The sequence below is a fragment of the Providencia sp. PROV182 genome, from assembly GCF_028480325.1.
Lineage (GTDB): Bacteria > Pseudomonadota > Gammaproteobacteria > Enterobacterales > Enterobacteriaceae > Providencia > Providencia hangzhouensis.
On record NZ_JAMPOL010000024.1, the window covers coordinates 135,392 to 152,430 of the forward strand.

The 17,039-nt window shown below is 42.7% G+C and carries 12 protein-coding genes, 1 tRNA gene and 1 pseudogene; 6 read left to right on the forward strand and 8 right to left on the reverse strand.

The features are described from left to right. The first annotated feature begins 9 nt into the window (after positions 1 to 9). Entirely contained in the window at positions 10 to 2,760 is a 2,751-nt protein-coding gene (locus tag PR834_RS17180; protein ID WP_272536816.1) for a phospholipase D-like domain-containing anti-phage protein, read from the forward strand. Positions 2,761 to 2,946: 186 nt separating this feature from the next. Here the strand turns inward: PR834_RS17180 and PR834_RS17185 are convergent. Both PR834_RS17185 and PR834_RS17190 read right to left on the reverse strand, forming a co-directional pair. Further along, positions 2,947 to 3,111, reverse strand: a pseudogene (locus PR834_RS17185) (Arm DNA-binding domain-containing protein); the annotation flags it as partial. 209 nt (positions 3,112 to 3,320) lie between these two features. After that, positions 3,321 to 3,415: transfer RNA gene (locus PR834_RS17190), tRNA-Sec, on the reverse strand. 309 nt (positions 3,416 to 3,724) lie between these two features. Here PR834_RS17190 and prlC point away from each other — a divergent pair. After that, a complete protein-coding gene (prlC, locus tag PR834_RS17195; RefSeq protein WP_196724700.1) occupies positions 3,725 to 5,767 on the forward strand; it encodes an oligopeptidase A in 2,043 nt (680 codons plus the stop codon). Then, a complete protein-coding gene (gene rsmJ, locus PR834_RS17200) occupies positions 5,760 to 6,530 on the forward strand; it encodes a 16S rRNA (guanine(1516)-N(2))-methyltransferase RsmJ (RefSeq protein ID WP_196724699.1) in 771 nt (256 codons plus the stop codon). The genes prlC and rsmJ overlap by 8 nt, the downstream gene beginning before the upstream one ends. Before the next feature lie 83 nt (positions 6,531 to 6,613). Here rsmJ and gdhA read toward each other — a convergent pair whose 3' ends face one another. Further along, complete coding sequence (gdhA, locus tag PR834_RS17205; RefSeq protein ID WP_004263145.1) at positions 6,614 to 7,948, reverse strand: NADP-specific glutamate dehydrogenase; 1,335 nt, start codon at positions 7,946 to 7,948, stop codon at positions 6,614 to 6,616. A gap of 266 nt (positions 7,949 to 8,214) precedes the next feature. Then, positions 8,215 to 8,649 (reverse strand): universal stress protein UspA, encoded by a 435-nt coding sequence (gene uspA, locus PR834_RS17210; protein ID WP_004263149.1) that lies wholly within the window; start codon positions 8,647 to 8,649, stop codon positions 8,215 to 8,217. A gap of 450 nt (positions 8,650 to 9,099) precedes the next feature. Between uspA and uspB the strand changes: the two genes are divergently transcribed. Further along, complete coding sequence (uspB, locus tag PR834_RS17215; RefSeq protein ID WP_004263154.1) at positions 9,100 to 9,435, forward strand: universal stress protein UspB; 336 nt, start codon at positions 9,100 to 9,102, stop codon at positions 9,433 to 9,435. Positions 9,436 to 9,567: 132 nt separating this feature from the next. Here uspB and pitA read toward each other — a convergent pair whose 3' ends face one another. Further along, positions 9,568 to 11,058 (reverse strand): inorganic phosphate transporter PitA, encoded by a 1,491-nt coding sequence (gene pitA, locus PR834_RS17220; RefSeq protein WP_004263157.1) that lies wholly within the window; start codon positions 11,056 to 11,058, stop codon positions 9,568 to 9,570. A gap of 375 nt (positions 11,059 to 11,433) precedes the next feature. Here pitA and PR834_RS17225 point away from each other — a divergent pair, with 375 nt between their 5' ends. Then, complete coding sequence (locus tag PR834_RS17225) at positions 11,434 to 12,642, forward strand: NAD(P)/FAD-dependent oxidoreductase (RefSeq protein ID WP_272536817.1); 1,209 nt, start codon at positions 11,434 to 11,436, stop codon at positions 12,640 to 12,642. 478 nt (positions 12,643 to 13,120) lie between these two features. Then, a complete protein-coding gene (locus tag PR834_RS17230) occupies positions 13,121 to 13,819 on the forward strand; it encodes a pirin family protein (protein WP_094962883.1) in 699 nt (232 codons plus the stop codon). A gap of 67 nt (positions 13,820 to 13,886) precedes the next feature. Here the strand turns inward: PR834_RS17230 and pckA are convergent, their stop codons facing one another. The 3 genes from pckA to hslR form a co-directional block, all read right to left on the reverse strand. Next, positions 13,887 to 15,506 (reverse strand): phosphoenolpyruvate carboxykinase (ATP), encoded by a 1,620-nt coding sequence (pckA, locus tag PR834_RS17235; RefSeq protein WP_004263163.1) that lies wholly within the window; start codon positions 15,504 to 15,506, stop codon positions 13,887 to 13,889. A 203-nt stretch (positions 15,507 to 15,709) separates the two neighbouring features. Further along, the gene (gene hslO, locus PR834_RS17240; protein WP_272536818.1) at positions 15,710 to 16,582 is read right to left on the reverse strand and encodes an Hsp33 family molecular chaperone HslO; all 873 of its coding nucleotides are present in this window, start codon (positions 16,580 to 16,582) and stop codon (positions 15,710 to 15,712) included. Between the two features lie 39 nt (positions 16,583 to 16,621). Further along, complete coding sequence (gene hslR, locus PR834_RS17245) at positions 16,622 to 17,032, reverse strand: ribosome-associated heat shock protein Hsp15 (RefSeq protein ID WP_004263168.1); 411 nt, start codon at positions 17,030 to 17,032, stop codon at positions 16,622 to 16,624. Between the last annotated feature and the right edge of the window lie 7 nt (positions 17,033 to 17,039).

The window sequence follows — 17,039 nt, forward strand, 5'->3', positions numbered from 1 at the left end:
TCTACATCAATGAGCATTCGTCGATTTTCATCGCGTACCCATAAGCTCGATAGTAGCTTCTTGCTGGAGCAACTCAAAGGTGCTCGCAGCTATAAGCGTATTGCCGGTTACTTTACTAGTTCGCTGTTTGAAGTGGCCAACGAGCTGATTGAGTCCATCCCCGATGTAAAAATCGTCTGTAATGTCGATATCCATCCCGACGACCTGAAGGTAGCTCAACTGCGAGAGTCTAAGATGCTCGGCCGCTGGAATGAGCGGGATATTGAGGCCGAAAGCTTGCTCAACCGTGACCGCTATCGCCGCCTTGATAGCTTCCTTGCTAAGCATGGCCAGGCCATCCGAGTTGCCCCCGATAGTATTTGCGGTTTTCTGCATGGTAAAGCGGGCGTTATTGAGTTGGCCGACGGCAAAAAAATTGGCTTTATTGGCTCGATGAACGAAACCAGCAGTGGCTGGCAGCGTCACTATGAAATCCTGTGGGAAGACGAATCACCGGAAGGTGTACAGTGGATTGAACAGGAATTTGAGTATTTGTGGAATGCTGCGCGTCCATTGCCTGAAGCTGTGATCCGAGAGGTGAAACGCCGTGGCTATCGCAGAGAGGTGATATTTGAAGATATTGTTGAAGACGATGATATTGCACCCGCTGCACTGATTGAGTCTCCATTGTATCGCCAAGGTTTTTCTTTGCAACCCTGGCAACAAGGCTTTGTCAGTGAGTGCATTCGCCATTATCACAACCACGGTATTGTGCGTTTACTGATTGCTGACGAGGTTGGCCTAGGTAAAACCCTATCCATGGCGACTGCTGCGCTTTCTCTTTGTTTACTAAGTGATAGAGAGAATAAGAAACGTAAACCGGTTATCATTTTTTCCCCAGCCACGCTCTGCGAACAGTGGCAGGTAGAAATGATTGATAAGCTGGGCATTCCTTGTGCTCGCTGGCAAACACAAAAGAAAGCATGGTTGGACCCTGAAGAACGAATTATTTCTCCTTCAGGGCAAGAGCATATTGCCAAGTGCCCACTGCGCGTTGGCATTGTATCCACTGGGTTAATGATGCGCGACTCGTTGGAAAAGCAGCATTTACTGGGATTGCGCTTTGGTGTTGCTATATTAGATGAAGCCCATAAGGCGCGTAGTCGGCAGGGTTTCGGTAAAGACGCCGGCACCCCCAACGAATTACTCGCCTTTATGCGCGAGATTGCAGCGCGATCAGATCATGTCATTCTTGGTACAGCAACACCTATTCAAACTCGCCCCGAAGATTTGTGGGACTTGATAGGTATTCTGCATCAAGGTAGTGGTAATTTCGTACTTGGCAACGACTTTGCTAAATGGCACCGTCCACCTGAGGTACTGCCCATTCTATCTGGTAAGCAACGCGTTACCGAGCCGGGCTTCGCTTGGGAGCTGCTTCGATCACCACTGCCCGTTGTCGATTCTACCAATGAGCAGTATGCTCGCCGCTTATTCAGCTCTCTTCGTCAGGATCTTAGACTAATTAATCAGAACGATAAGTGGGACATTAAAAGCTCGCTTTCTGACCTATCAGATGACTCGCTGGAATATCTTGAAGATGAACTGGATAGAAATATTTCGGGTGCCAGCTTTTTTCAGCGGGAAAATCCATTTATTCGTCACGTTGTCTTACGGAAACGTGTAACACTTGAAGATGCCGGGCTTTTACCACGCATAGGCGTCGATCTGCATCCCGACCGAAAATTATCGAAAGAAGTTCACCAATTTAACAGCCTGTTCGAGGGTAAAGCACTACGAACAAGCGAAGACTTCAGGCAAGCCTACGCCGAAGCGAGACACTTTGGAAAAACCCTTTCTCAAAGTGGTAGAGGAAGTGGTTTTATGAAAAACCTGATGGAGCAACGGATTTGCTCAAGTATCGCAGCTGGGTTGAACACAGCACGAATGCTACTGGAAGGACGAACTATTCGTGAGGAAAATGACGAAGAGGTGATTGAGGTTAAAGCCGAAAATCCGGACGAAATTGCCGTTCTTGAGCGAATGATCACTCGACTTGAGCGTATTAAAGAAGATCCAAAGCTCAACGCAGTAATTCATTATCTCGAAAAAGAAAAGTGGCTTAAGTTTGGTGTCATTATTTTTAGCCAGTACTATGATACCGCCAAGTGGGTTGCAGACTCTCTCGCGGAACGCTATCCAGATCAAGCTTTAGGTCTTTACGCAGGTGCTGGCCGAAGTCGGCTATACCAAAATACTGACAGTGTGAACATTGCACGGGAAACGCTAAAACGCATGGTTACTGAACATCAGCTAGAAATTATGGTCGCTACCGATGCCGCCTGCGAAGGCCTTAACCTTCAAACCCTTGGCACTTTGATCAATATAGACCTACCATGGAACCCTACTCGCTTAGAGCAACGAATTGGCCGCATAAAACGCTTTGGCCAAGTACGTGAAAAAGTTGACATGCTAAACCTTGTCAACGAACAAACTGTCGATGAAAAGGTTTATGAGAAACTATCCGAGCGAATGCAAGACCGCTATAACTTGTTTGGTTCACTGCCTGATACCATTCGAGATGAATGGATTGAGGATATCGAAACAATGGGTGAAAAAATGGATGAGTACATCAATGCACAGAAGCAAGCGAATGGGTTTGATCTACGTTATACCGAGACAATGTCCTCATCAAAAAAAGATTGGCGAGATTGCTCTAACGTTCTATCGCGACGTGACTTTACTGAACTGATGACTTCCGGATGGAGTGAAAATAAGTGAGTATAGAAAAATGCTGTTTTTAACAAAACTGAAGTGAACATAAGCTAGAAATATTTTTGTCAAATAAGTCGAAATGTTGATGAGTTAAAGAATTAGATCTCACATTTCCGGATAACGCTGACTGTCCGGTGGCCAAGCATCAATTCATAACCATAAATTGGCACACTTTAATCAAGCGAGGCTCTAAACGCCAATGGAAAGCATTTTTTCTTTGCCTGCAAAGCGATACTTCATTCTCCAATATTTAGAACCATTGCGATTAACTATCAGATATAACCCACCTGAATCAGAAAGTTTGTAGGGCTTATCTAGCGGCTTTGCCGTTTTAATTTTTATATCACTCAGAGCCATAACAAAACCTCCGTAAGCCCTATCTGTTACAAAGAAAATGAGAATTTGGGGGTGCAAGATATACCATACCTAAATGCACCCCCGATTAACACCCCCAACTGGGGGTTGATGTGGGGTAACTCCAGTTGAACTGAGTTGACTATGAATTGCTTTTATATGTTGAATTTAAAGGGTTTAATTGACTTCAATGGAGGTATGTTGAACTTGAGTGGCGGAAGATCACAGGAGTCGAACCTGCCCGGGACTGCTGGCAGCCCCAACTGGATTTGAAATCCAGCCGCCTCACCGGAGACGACGATCTTCCTCTATAGATTGGAAAGTGATTATAGACTGAATTCATTATTTTCCAAAGCATTGAAACTACAACTATTGCCTTTATTGATAAAAACCAACAAAAACCCCATTTATTGATAAGCGTTAATAAGAAAAAACGTTAGATTGATATTGAGGTTTGTACATCTGCCCCCATATACTTTCTTATATTCGCAATGGCGTGCTGGTTCTATCACCCATAACATTTATCCTATTTGGGTATAAGTTCGCCATTTAACTTTTATTGTCAACACAGTAAGCCTTGGCCTACGAGCACAAGCCTGCAATCACAGGATGTTTTATGACAAATTCATTATTAGCCGATTCCGCACTACCCCGTTTTTCTACTATAGAGCCTGCGGATATTTTTCCCGCGGTCCAACACGTACTCAATGAATATCGCCAAACAGTAGAAAACCTGTTGAGTGCAACAGAGCAATACACTTGGGGCAACCTGTGCCAACCTTTAGAAGAAGCCAGTGATAAGCTGTCTCGTGTTTGGTCGCCAGTGAGTCATTTACACTCCGTGAAAAACAGCCCAGAACTGCGCGAAGAGTATGAAAAATGTTTACCATTACTGTCTGAATTCAGTACCTGGATGGGGCAGCATGAGCCTTTATATCAAGCATATAAATCATTAAAAGAAGGGGCTGAATTTAATTCCCTTAGCCAAGCTCAACGTAAGTCTATCGAAAATACCTTACGCGATTTTGAGTTATCCGGTATTGGCTTACCTGCTGAAAAACAGCAACGTTATGGTGAAATTGTGGCACGTTTGTCGGAGATAGCGTCTAAGTTTAGCAATAACGTCCTTGATGCGACCATGGGGTGGAGTAAGCTCATTAAAGACGAAAAAGAATTAGCGGGTATGCCAGAAAGCGCCATTGCTGCAGCAAAAGCCATGGCTGAATCAAAAGGTGAAGAAGGCTACTTACTCACTCTCGATATGCCAAGCTATTTACCTGTTATGACCTATGCTGATAACGCAGAATTACGTCGTGAGATGAGCCATGCATATAGCACCCGTGCGTCTGACCAAGGCCCAAATGCGGGTAAATGGGATAACAGCGAATTAATTGATGAACTGATGGCTTTACGCCACGAGCTAGCGCAATTATTAGGTTTTAAAAACTACGCAGAAAAATCCCTAGCGACCAAAATGGCCGAATCACCAGAACAAGTGCTGAATTTCCTCAATGATTTAGCTGACCGTGCTCATCAGCAAGGGGAAAATGAACTGGCTGAACTGACGGCTTTTGCTAAAGAACATTATGGTGTCGATACGCTTGAATCTTGGGATTTAGCCTATTACAGCGAAAAACAAAAACAGCATAAATTCTCATTAAATGATGAACAATTGCGCCCATATTTCCCTGAACAACGCGTCCTGAATGGCTTGTTCGAAGTTGTTCATCGCATTTATGGTTTAACTGCCAAAGAACGCAATGATGTAGAAACATGGCATAAAGATGTGCGTTTCTTTGAACTCTATGATGAAACCAATACCTTACGCGGCAGCTTCTACCTAGACCTCTATGCTCGCGAACATAAACGCGGTGGAGCTTGGATGGACGATTGTGTTGGCCGTATGGTGCATAAAGACGGCTCATTACAAAATCCTGTAGCCTATTTAACCTGTAACTTCAATAAACCACTTGGCGATAAACCCGCACTGTTTACTCATAATGAAGTCACTACCTTATTCCACGAATTTGGTCACGGCTTACATCATATGTTAACGCAAATTGATGTTGCAGATGTCGCAGGGATTAACGGTGTACCATGGGATGCTGTCGAGTTACCAAGTCAGTTTATGGAAAACTGGTGCTGGGAGCCTGAAGCCCTCGAATTTATTTCCGGCCATTATGAGACAGGCGAACCATTACCAACAGAAATGCTTAATAGCATGTTAGCAGCAAAGAACTACCAATCAGCCATGTTTGTTCTGCGCCAGTTAGAGTTTGGCCTGTTTGATTTCACCTTACATGCTGAGTATGACCCAGCCAAAGGTGCGCAAGTCATGCCAACGCTATATGCGATTAAAGATAAAGTCGCTGTGGTTCCTTCACCAAAATGGTCGCGCTTTCCACATGCTTTTAGCCATATTTTCGCAGGTGGCTATGCAGCTGGCTATTACAGCTACTTATGGGCAGATGTGCTTGCAGCAGATGCATACTCACGTTTCAGTGAAGAAGGCATCTTTAACCGTCAAACAGGTCAGTCTTTCCTCGACAATATCTTAAGTCGTGGTGGCTCAGAAGAGCCAATGGCGCTGTTTGAACGCTTCCGTGGTCGCAAACCAGAATTAGATGCCATGTTGAAGAGCTATGGTATTCATGGCTAATCGTATTGAGATCCAATTGATCTGCGAAGAGGGTGCCGATCCCGGCACTCTTTCTCAACTTTCTGAAAAATGGCAACTTTCTCATACCCCTGATGCCATTATGGCGGTTGTACTTACGCCTGAAAACTTACAACTGCGCAAACTAGATGAGCCTAAATTAGGTGGGATTTTTGTTGATTTCGTCTCTGGGGCGATGGCCCATCGTCGCAAATTTGGTGGAGGTCGCGGTGAAGCTGTTGCCAAAGCCGTCGGGATCAAAAAAGATTATCTTCCCGATGTCATTGATGCCACTGCTGGCCTAGGGCGTGATGCCTTTGTTCTAGCCGCTCTCGGTTGCCATGTCCGTATGTTGGAGCGCCACCCTGTAGTTGCTGCTCTATTGGATGATGGTTTACAACGAGGCTACCAAGATGCAGAAATTGGCCCATGGTTACAAGAGCGAATGTCATTGATTCATGCATCCAGTATTACAGCACTGAGTGAGATAACCCATGCCCCTGATGTTATCTATCTTGATCCGATGTACCCTCATCGGCAAAAAAGTGCTTTAGTGAAGAAAGAAATGCGAGTATTTCAGTCATTGGTGGGAGCAGATGATGATGCAGATTCATTATTAGCCCCTGCGATTGCTTTGGCTAAACGTAGAGTGGTTGTTAAGCGCCCTGACTACGCGGAGCCCCTTGCGGGACAAAAAGCGCCATCAGCAGTTATCACTAAAAACCATCGGTTTGATATCTATCCATGCATTAAAAATAGCGAATAAACGTAACGGCGAAGGGCGTATGTACAGGTGAATTTATCAGTATGATACAGCCGCCCTTTCGCGTACGTTTTGAGGTCAGAGGATTACAACACACCCTGCCCAAGCATTGCATCTGCGACTTTTACAAAGCCCGCGATGTTAGCGCCTTGAACATAGTTAGTTTGTTTCTCTTCACCACCGAACTCCACACAATGCTGGTGGATATCCAACATGATGTGATGCAGACGGGCGTCAACTTTCTCTGCTTTCCAACCTAGACGAGCCGCATTTTGAGCCATCTCAAGACCTGAGGTTGCCACACCACCTGCGTTAGCCGCTTTACCTGGCGCAAACAGCACTCCTGCTTCAAGGAACAGCTCAGTTGCAGGAATAGTCGTTGGCATATTAGCCCCTTCAGCGACCGCTTTAACGCCATTTTTGATTAACACTTTTGCTGCATCAACATCTAGCTCATTTTGTGTTGCACATGGCAGAGCGATATCGACAGGAACATTCCATGGTTGCTGACCCGCTAAGTAAGTTAAGCCAAACTCTTTTGCATATTCTTCAATACGACCATAGTTGTTTTTGATTTCTTCCAAACGTGCGAGTTTTTCTGTTGTAAAGCCGTCTTCATCAACTACAGTACCGCTTGAATCGGAAGCTGTAACCACTTTGGCACCTAGCTCCATGCATTTTTCAATGGTGTACTGCGCAACGTTACCAGAACCAGAAACCGCGACACGCATCCCTTCAAAGCCTAGGCCATGACGTTTTAGCATCGCATTTGTGAAGTAAACCAAACCGTAACCGGTTGCTTCAGGGCGAATTAAACTACCACCAAAAGACAAGCCTTTACCGGTAAATACACAAGAAGTGTCATTAGACAGCTTTTTCATCATACCTGTCATAAAGCCCACTTCACGGCCACCAACACCAATATCCCCTGCTGGGACGTCAGTATTTGAACCAATATGGCGATAGAGTTCTGTCATCAATGCTTGGCAGAAACGCATCACTTCACCATGACTTTTACCTTTAGGATCAAAGTCAGAGCCACCTTTACCACCACCCATTGGCAATGTGGTCAAAGCATTTTTCAGTGTTTGTTCGAAGCCTAAGAATTTCAGGATAGATAAATTCACAGATGGGTGAAAACGCATACCACCTTTGAATGGGCCGATTGCAGAGCTAAATTGCACACGCCATGCACGGTTAACTTGAACTTTACCTTGGTCGTCTACCCAACATACTCGAAATTGAATTACACGCTCAGGTTCAACAAAACGTTCAAGTAATGCTTGGTCACGATACTTAGCATTTTGCTCTAAGAACGGCCAAAGGGAAGTGAATACTTCACGCACGGCTTGTAGAAATTCAGGTTGAGAAGGGTCTCTTTTTTGGACAGACTCCAAGAACGAAGATAGTGATTGTGTCATCTATGTCTTCCTTTTTAACATGTAGTTGTTGTGATGTGCCTCACTCTTTCTTATCATTATTTTTAGGAAATGTGAGGTTGATTTGTGTTTGCCTATTGAATATATCATTAGTTTGTATTCTAAATTCAAGGTTTTTTTTCACTCTATAGCAAAATAAATTGCTTGACCTGCCAATAACTCCCTCAAAATACATATTTTGAAACAAAAAAAACGCCTGCATAAGCAAGCGTTTTCAGTGAATAATATTTCAAATTGAGTGATATGGATTATTCTTCATCATCATTTAGTGGCACAATCAACATATCCACATGAACAGTATTGATTAACTGGCGAGCAGATGACATCAGCTTGCTCCAGAAATCTTGGTGATGCCCACAGACCACTAAATCCATATTGTATTTCTTAATCGCGTCCACAAGTACTTGGCCTAGGTCGCCACTACCACTGAGTGTTTCTTGGATTTCATAACCTGCGCCCGCAGACAAATCCTTCAGAGCATTACGTGTTTCATCAGTAATACGTTGCTGCATGTCACCAAGATTGACATCAATAAGACCGGTATAGAGGTCTGAATAGTTAACATCAACATGGATCATAGATACTTTGGCCCCGTAAGGTTTTGCCATAGAGACAGCCTTATCCAGTAATACTTTACTTTCAGGTGATAAATCTACCGCAACGAGAATATGTTTGTAAGCCATAAGTAAACTCCTTCCGAATGCTGATTATCTGGTGGTTATGCCTTCACCACATCTTTATGAATACTATACCTGCTAATTGTGATTATTAAGTGTTGCTTTGATCACATCTAAGCAGATTAACCTTAAAATCATCACTTCATATAACATTTTATAAAACAATAACATCATTCATTCAATATTAATATATTGCCCTAAAAAATTCGAGTTATGGCGACTCTTTAGTTTAGAAATGCAACAAAGTTGCACAGCAAACTGTGATAATAAAGTTCAGTAACTCAGATTTATTTTCTTCAATAGAAACAAGAGGTCATCACAAATTTGCGCTAACTGCACTTTTTTTAAACAGTAATTTATCCTACAATAAAATAACTGAGTATAAGTACAATTTTTCTGCTGTATTTCCTTTGCGACAATTGCTGTGAGCTTGAGCTAGGTTCTAAGGAGAGGATTATGTTCAGTATGATTGCATTATTTTGGGCATTATGCATTTTGTGCATCTTAAATATGATGCGGTACTTTTCTTCCGTTCGTGTTTTATTGTCTATTCTAAGGGATTCAGATCCCCTGCTTTATCAATCCGTTGATGGTAATGGTTTTTTTACTACACACGGCCAACTGAACAAACAACTGCGGTTAGTTCGATACATAAATAATAAACAATATCTGGAACATTACGACCCAGAAGTTATTTTGCGTTGTGAGCGGATCCGTAAGCAATTCATGATGATAAGCAGACTCAGTATTCTTGTTGTCGTGAGCTTAGCCTATTTATTGATAACCGGTTAATTGTGATTAGTAACTTGCTAGCGAGAAAATAGTGATGACCTTCCGATCATCACTATTTTATATATGTAGATTACTGTGTTCATGTAACTGTTAAAGGCTCCATACTCATGTATGAAGCCAAAATTAGTGCGACTAGATAAACAACAGCGATAGCCAGTACAAACCGCCCGATAACACAATGGACACCGGTAAAGTCAATAACCATGCTAATGCAATGCTTTTAATGGTTTTTGTTTGTACACCACCACCATCGACAACCATCGTCCCCGCAACCGCAGAAGATAAAACCTGCGTTGTTGAAACTGGCATACCAGTATAACTTGCCACGCCGATAGAAACTGCTGCAGTCACCTGGGCAGATACACCTTGCGCATAAGTCATGCCTTTCTTACCAATTTTCTCACCAATGGTCACAGCAACACGCTGCCAACCAAACATGGTGCCTAATGATAATGCTAAAGCAACCGCAATAATGATCCACAGTGGCGCATATTCAACGGTATACAGTAAATCATTACTGAGTTTTTTCAGTAAGCTGGCATCTTTCGAACTGGTTTCTGGCAATTTCGCAACCGCATTCGCAGTATCAGAGATACACATCAGCAAACGGCGTGCGTGGTTACGTTGGTCTGGAGTCAGCTCTTCATAGCTTTGAATGCCATCAAGCATCTTTTGCGCTTGATTTAAAATAGCGCTAGTACGCGTGCTATCACAATGGAATTCACCGCCAGGCTCATCACTACTTTCTGCAACGGCTGGGGCATTTTCTATTGCATGGTTTAACGCTGGTTTATGTGTTTCATAGTATTGTTGCAGGTGGACAACCGCATCATGTGTTTTTGCGATGTCATAACCGTTAGAATTCATATTCATAACGAAACCTGCTGGAGCAACACCAATTAACACCAGCATGATAAGACCGATGCCTTTCTGGCCATCGTTCGCACCATGGGAGAAACTCACCCCAACTGCTGACAAAATCAATGCAGTACGGGTCCAGAATGGTGGCTTACGCTTACCATCTTTTTTCTCACGTTCCGCTGGTGTTAAGTGAATACGACGACGTTTCTTTGTGCCACTCCAATAACGGCGCAAAAAGAAAATCATCAAACCAGCAATCACAAAACCGATAGCGGGAGACAAAATTAATGACATGAAAATACTGATCATTTTCGGTATATTCAAGGCATCAACAACAGACGAATCAGTCACAATCGCGTTGGTTAAACCCACTCCGATTATTGCCCCGATCAGTGTGTGTGAACTGGAAGCAGGGATACCGAAGTACCAAGTTCCAAGGTTCCAAATAATTGCAGCCAAGAGCAATGAAAAAACCATTGCAAGGCCGTGAGCTGAGCTCACATTAAGCAAGAGGTCTGTTGGTAAGAGATGGACAATGGCATATGCAACGCTCAACCCTCCCAGCAAGACACCAAAAAAGTTAAAAACCCCTGCCATGACAACTGCGAACTGAGCCCGCATTGCTCTGGTATAAATAACCGTTGCTACCGCGTTAGCGGTGTCATGGAAGCCATTTATAGCCTCATAGATCAGCACAAATAACAGTGCCAGAACTAATAATAGACCTGTATGAAATTCTAAACCTGTAAAAAGATGTAGCATAGACGTTAAGCCATTATATGTTGGACATGAACGCGGCGCATTATCAGTGACAAACGCTGGCGGTGGAAGCAAAATCTAACCTTTTTTTGATTTAACTACCCATCAAAAAAGCACCTCATAGCAATTACCCCATATTTTTCAATACATTAAAGCAATCAAACTTATTCTGAATTTTTGAAACTTTTTAACGATATTTCCAGAAAATAATCGTTGTTTGCTTTTTTTAGACGAATTTTTCTAATTATAATACGTCCTGTATAGTTTTCATCAGTTCTTCCTCAAAGCTTTACATTACAATCCCGGTGAGATGACGTAAAATATCCCGGTTATCAATGTAATTACGCTTAAAATCAAACATATATAGAGACACTTATTGTGAAAAATTTCGACGTTATTATTTTAGGTGCTGGTGCAGCGGGTTTATTCTGTGCCTCACACTCTGGCAAACGCGGTTTGAAGACGCTAGTGGTTGATAACGGGAAAAAATTAGGCAGAAAAATATTGATGTCCGGTGGCGGGCGCTGCAATTTCACTAATATGTATGCAGAACACAGCAATTACATTTCAACAAACCCACACTTTTGTAAGTCAGCACTTGCTCGCTATACACAGTGGGATTTTATTGCCTTAGTGGCCAAATATAATATTCCCTATCATGAAAAAACCTTAGGGCAGCTTTTTTGTGATAATAGTGCACAAGATATCGTCAATATGCTGCAAAGTGAGTGTAATCTACCTAATATCACTATCAAGTTACGCAGTGAGGTGACTGCCGTTGACAGAGCAGATGATGGTTTTTTAGTCACGATCAACGGCTCTCAAGTAAGCACCCACTCACTTGTCATTGCAACAGGCGGTCTATCTATGCCAGGTTTAGGTGCGACCCCTTTTGGCTATCGTCTTGCGGAACAGTTTGGGCATACTATTATTCCAACACGAGCAGCACTGGTGCCCTTCACCTTACATAAACCCCTTTTAGAAACCTTACAGGTACTTTCAGGTATCTCTGTCCCTGCAACGGTAACAGCGGCAAGCGGCACCGTATTTAAAGAAAATATTTTATTCACCCATCGGGGGCTTTCTGGTCCAGCTATTTTACAAATATCCAGCTACTGGAACCCTGGCGAGTACGTGAGTATTAACTTACTTCCAGATATCTCCATCAATGATTTTATCGTTTCAGAGAGACAACAGCACCCAAATCAATCATTGAAAAATACCTTAGCTAAATTATTACCAAAACGGCTAATTGAGGTATTACAAGCCCAAGGACAAATCCCTGAGTGTGCTCTAAAACAGCTTAATCATCCTCAAATTGAAGCGTTACACACCACATTACACCAATGGCAGGTGCAACCTAATGGAACGGAAGGTTACCGTACCGCCGAAGTGACATTGGGTGGCGTTGATACTCACGAAATATCATCTAAAACCATGCAATCACTTAAAGTACCAGACCTGTATTTTATTGGTGAAGTGATGGATGTGACCGGCTGGCTCGGAGGTTACAATTTCCAATGGGCATGGAGCTCCGCGGCTGCATGCGCGGAAAGCTTACCTCTCCCTTTTGCAAAAAACGACTAAAAAACACTCGGCCTTAACCAGACTCTTAACAGGATTGCTCTGTTAAAGTTATCGGCCTTTATTTATGGCCAAATAATCTTAATCCATTGAAAAATAATGGTTAATATTTAATTTCATATAAATCATATAATTGCAGTTTTAATTATAAGATATATTATTTTGGTTAAAAATAATGCTTTACAAACGATAGTGATAACTATTATCATTATCATCACTTCCTCAACAGGGTTACTTAGTCACCCTTTGCAGGGAGTACGACATTGCTCACATTGCTTCCAGTGTTTACTTTAGCCAGCCTTGCGCTGGCTATTTTTTTATTCACACCACATTCTCTGCAATCACCTTGTATCTTATTCAAATTTTTTGGATCCTATGGTTAATGGGAGCTACTTTTCTCTGTGTATAAATTGGTTAAACTGTCATCAATACATTTAGAGCGAGTTCAACCAAGGTTGAAATCCGTACAGGAGAGAACACGATGATCTATTTACGCAAAGCGAACGAACGTGGTCATGCAAATCATGGGTGGCTCGACAGTTGGCATACCTTTTCATTCTCTAGCTACTATGATGAGCAATTTATGGGCTTTTCTGCGCTGAGAGTGATTAACGAAGACTTTATTGCTGCTGGCCAAGGGTTTGGAACACATCCCCATAAAGATATGGAAATATTAACCTACGTGCTCAATGGTACTGTGGAACATAAAGACAGCATGGGCAATATGGAGCAAATCCCTGCGGGTGAATTTCAAATAATGAGTGCGGGTACGGGTATTCGTCACTCTGAGTACAACCCAAGCAATGAAGAAGAGCTACATCTGTACCAAATTTGGATCATTCCTGAAAGAACAGGCATTGAGCCACGTTATGAGCAAAAACGGTTCGACTCCAAAGACGGTAAGCAATTGGTGCTATCACCGGATGCACGTGATGGCTCCTTAAAAATTTATCAAGATATGGAACTGTGGCGCTGGGCATTACCTGCTAATGAAACACACACCCATGCTATCGCTGATAAACGTGTCGTGTGGATCCAGATCGTTAAAGGGAATGTTGAAGTGAATGGCCAAAAAGCAACCACCAGCGATGGTTTAGCCATTTGGCAAGAAACAGCGCTCACCATCAAAGCAAGTGAAGATAGTGAAATCCTGTTGTTTGACTTACCATCAGCAGAATAATCATTTTCACAACAAAAAAGGCTCTACTTTGGTAGAGCCTTTATTATTTATTGATTCACAAAACCAATTACAGTTTTGGCCCTGCTTTCACCAGTGCAGCGCCTGCTGGGGTGTCCGTGTACTTATCAAAGTTGTTCACGAAACGTTCCGCTAAGTCTTGCGCTTTTTCATCCCACTGTGCTTTGTCTGCATAAGTATTACGTGGGTCAAGGATATTGGTATCCACACCCGGTAATGCTGTTGGGATTTCTAAATCGAACACTGGCAGTTTAATCATGTCTGCTTTTTCGATGTCACCACTTAAAATAGCGTCAATGATGGCACGTGTATCTTTGATGGAAATACGTTTACCTGTACCGTTCCAGCCTGTATTCACTAAGTAAGCTTTCGCGCCCGCTGCTTCCATACGTTTAACTAATACTTCAGCGTATTGTGTTGGATGCAGTGATAAGAATGCCGCACCAAAGCAAGCGGAGAAGGTTGGAGTTGGTTCCGTGACACCACGCTCTGTACCTGCTAATTTCGCGGTAAAACCTGATAGGAAGTGGTACTGCGTTTGCTCAGGCGTTAAACGAGAAACAGGAGGTAACACACCAAATGCATCTGCGGTTAAGAAGATAACTTTTGTTGCATGACCCGCTTTAGAAACAGGTTTTACAATATTTTCAATGTGGTAGATTGGGTAAGAAACACGGGTGTTTTCTGTTTTTGAACCATCATTGAAGTCAACTGAACCATCTGCCAACACCATCACGTTTTCCAATAACGCATCACGTTTGATAGCGCCATAGATGTCTGGCTCAGCTTCTTTAGATAAGTTGATAGTTTTTGCGTAGCAACCACCTTCAAAGTTGAATACGCCGTCATCATCCCAACCGTGTTCATCGTCACCAATTAACTTACGTTTTGGATCGGTAGAGAGTGTGGTTTTACCTGTTCCAGATAAACCAAAGAAAATGGCTACATCACCTTTTTCGCCGACGTTAGCAGAACAGTGCATAGATGCAATGCCTTTTAATGGCAGCAGGTAGTTCATCATAGAGAACATACCTTTCTTCATTTCGCCGCCATACCAAGAGCCGCCGATCAGTTGCATGCGTTCGGTTAAGTTGAACGCAACAAAGTTTTCTGAATTCAAACCTTGTGCTTTCCAATTCGGGTTAGTACATTTTGCGCCATTCATGACGATGAAATCAGGTTCGAAACCCACTAATTCTTCATCAGATGGGCGAATGAACATGTTTTTAACGAAATGCGCCTGCCATGCAACTTCGGTGATAAAACGTACTTTTAGACGAGTGTCAGCGTTCGCACCACAGAATGCATCAATGATAAACAAACGTTTACCTGACAGTTGTTCAGTCACTAAATGTTTGAGATCCGCCCAAACTTCTTGTGACATAGGTTTGTTGTCATTTTTACCTTTACCTTGGTCTGCCCACCAAACTGTATCGCGAGTCACGTCATCACGTACAATATATTTATCTTTTGGTGAACGACCAGTAAAGATACCTGTATCAACCGCAACAGCTCCTAAAGTGGTTACTGTTCCACGCTCATAACCTTCAAGTCCAGGCTTAGTTTCTTCCGTGAATAATAGCTCGTAACTTGGGTTATAAACCACTTCAGTTACATCATGAATACCGTACTTTTCAAGTTCCTTCAGGGTAATGCTTTTAGCGCTCATTATATTGCTCCTGGTAAACATAACTAATCTGCGGATGATCATAATTCTTTACGACTAATTAACAGCGATTGCTATCAAAGAATTGAAAATGTATGATTTTTTTTAATTCATAATGAGACTTAGAGCACGTAATAATGCTTTAAAATTATAAGAAAAAGGTGCAGAATTGCACCCTTGTCACATAATTAGGTTGCTAAATCGTATCAGTGAAGTTGCTGATTTAGCTCATTATTTAACCCCTGAAGATCGGATTCAATAAATACATAATGTGAGCCACAAAATTCACATTCCATATCAATTTTCCCATCTTTGTGCAAAATATCGATAACATCTTCCTTAGGTAAGGTGGCTAACGTACTTTCGCAACGCTCCCTTGAACAAGTACAACGAAACTCGACAGATTGAGGGTCATATAAAGTGACATCTTCTTCATGATAAAGACGATGTAAAACCTCTTTCACATCCAATGTGCTCAGCTCTTGGCCTTTAATCGTGGCAGTCAGTTGCACTAAGTGGTCAAAAAAGTCATGGCTTGTTTCATTTGCTGCTGGCAAAACTTGCAATAACATACCACCTGCACTTGGTTTCCCATCTACTTCACCCACACGGATAAATAAACGGGTTGGTAATTGCTCTGATTGGCGGAAATAGGCATCAATGCTTTCTTCGATAGAATCCCCTTCGATCGCCACAATCCCTTGATAACGTTCACCTTGGTTCGGTGTGATGGTAATAACCATAAAACCGTTACCAATCATTTGCTTGAGAGTGCTACCCGCCACAACTGGGCCATCTACACGTGCAACACCACGCATCTGTTGTAAATTATTACCGTTGATAACCGCCAAATTAACAGGCCCATCACCTTGAATTTGCACAGTAATATCGCCATCGAACTTCAACATTGCCGTCAATAAACTGGTAGCAACAAGTAACTCACCCAACAACCCTTTTACCGCTGTTGGGTAGTCATGGTTTTCTAAAATATGTTCAAAGGTTTCATCAACACTGATCATTTCTCCACGAACGGAATGTTGTTCAAATAAAAAACGGTGGAGTAAGTCTTGGTTTGCCATAATATCTCTCTATTGCTCGGGCTGTTGCTCAGGCCGTCATTAAGACGACTCATGAGAATTTGTTTGTTTAAACTTTAACAGGGTACGCCGTTCTTTCTTATCCGGGCGTCGCTCTGGATGTGGCATCGTCAGTGCATTCATCTTACGCGCTTGTGCCATTTTCTCGCGTTGATTAATACTTTCTATCGTTTCACAGTACAGCAACTGAGCTTCCGGTGCACCTTTGCGCTGGCTACTGATTTGCATGATTTCAACCGTTCGTTCATCATTACCTTGCCGAAGCTTAACGATTCCATGCAGTTCAACAATTTTCCCTGGCTTAGTTCTTTGCCCATTGTAATGGACTTTACCGCCTTCAATCATTTCACGGGCGACCGCACGCGTTTTATAAAATCGCGCAGCCCACAGCCACTTATCAAGGCGAACAGGTTCTATAATGGATTGATTCATGGGGCCT

Bases quoted from the DNA above. Each gene is read 5' to 3' on its own strand.
- PR834_RS17180 (WP_272536816.1), top strand. From the start codon at position 10: ATGAGCATTCGTCGATTTTCATCGCGTACCCATAAGCTCGATAGTAGC.
- prlC (WP_196724700.1), top strand. From the start codon at position 3,725: ATGACAAATTCATTATTAGCCGATTCCGCACTACCCCGTTTTTCTACT.
- rsmJ (WP_196724699.1), top strand. From the start codon at position 5,760: ATGGCTAATCGTATTGAGATCCAATTGATCTGCGAAGAGGGTGCCGAT.
- gdhA (WP_004263145.1), bottom strand. From the start codon at position 7,948: ATGACACAATCACTATCTTCGTTCTTGGAGTCTGTCCAAAAAAGAGAC.
- uspA (WP_004263149.1), bottom strand. From the start codon at position 8,649: ATGGCTTACAAACATATTCTCGTTGCGGTAGATTTATCACCTGAAAGT.
- uspB (WP_004263154.1), top strand. From the start codon at position 9,100: ATGTTCAGTATGATTGCATTATTTTGGGCATTATGCATTTTGTGCATC.
- pitA (WP_004263157.1), bottom strand. From the start codon at position 11,058: ATGCTACATCTTTTTACAGGTTTAGAATTTCATACAGGTCTATTATTA.
- PR834_RS17230 (WP_094962883.1), top strand. From the start codon at position 13,121: ATGATCTATTTACGCAAAGCGAACGAACGTGGTCATGCAAATCATGGG.
- pckA (WP_004263163.1), bottom strand. From the start codon at position 15,506: ATGAGCGCTAAAAGCATTACCCTGAAGGAACTTGAAAAGTACGGTATT.
- hslO (WP_272536818.1), bottom strand. From the start codon at position 16,582: ATGGCAAACCAAGACTTACTCCACCGTTTTTTATTTGAACAACATTCC.
- hslR (WP_004263168.1), bottom strand. From the start codon at position 17,032: ATGAATCAATCCATTATAGAACCTGTTCGCCTTGATAAGTGGCTGTGG.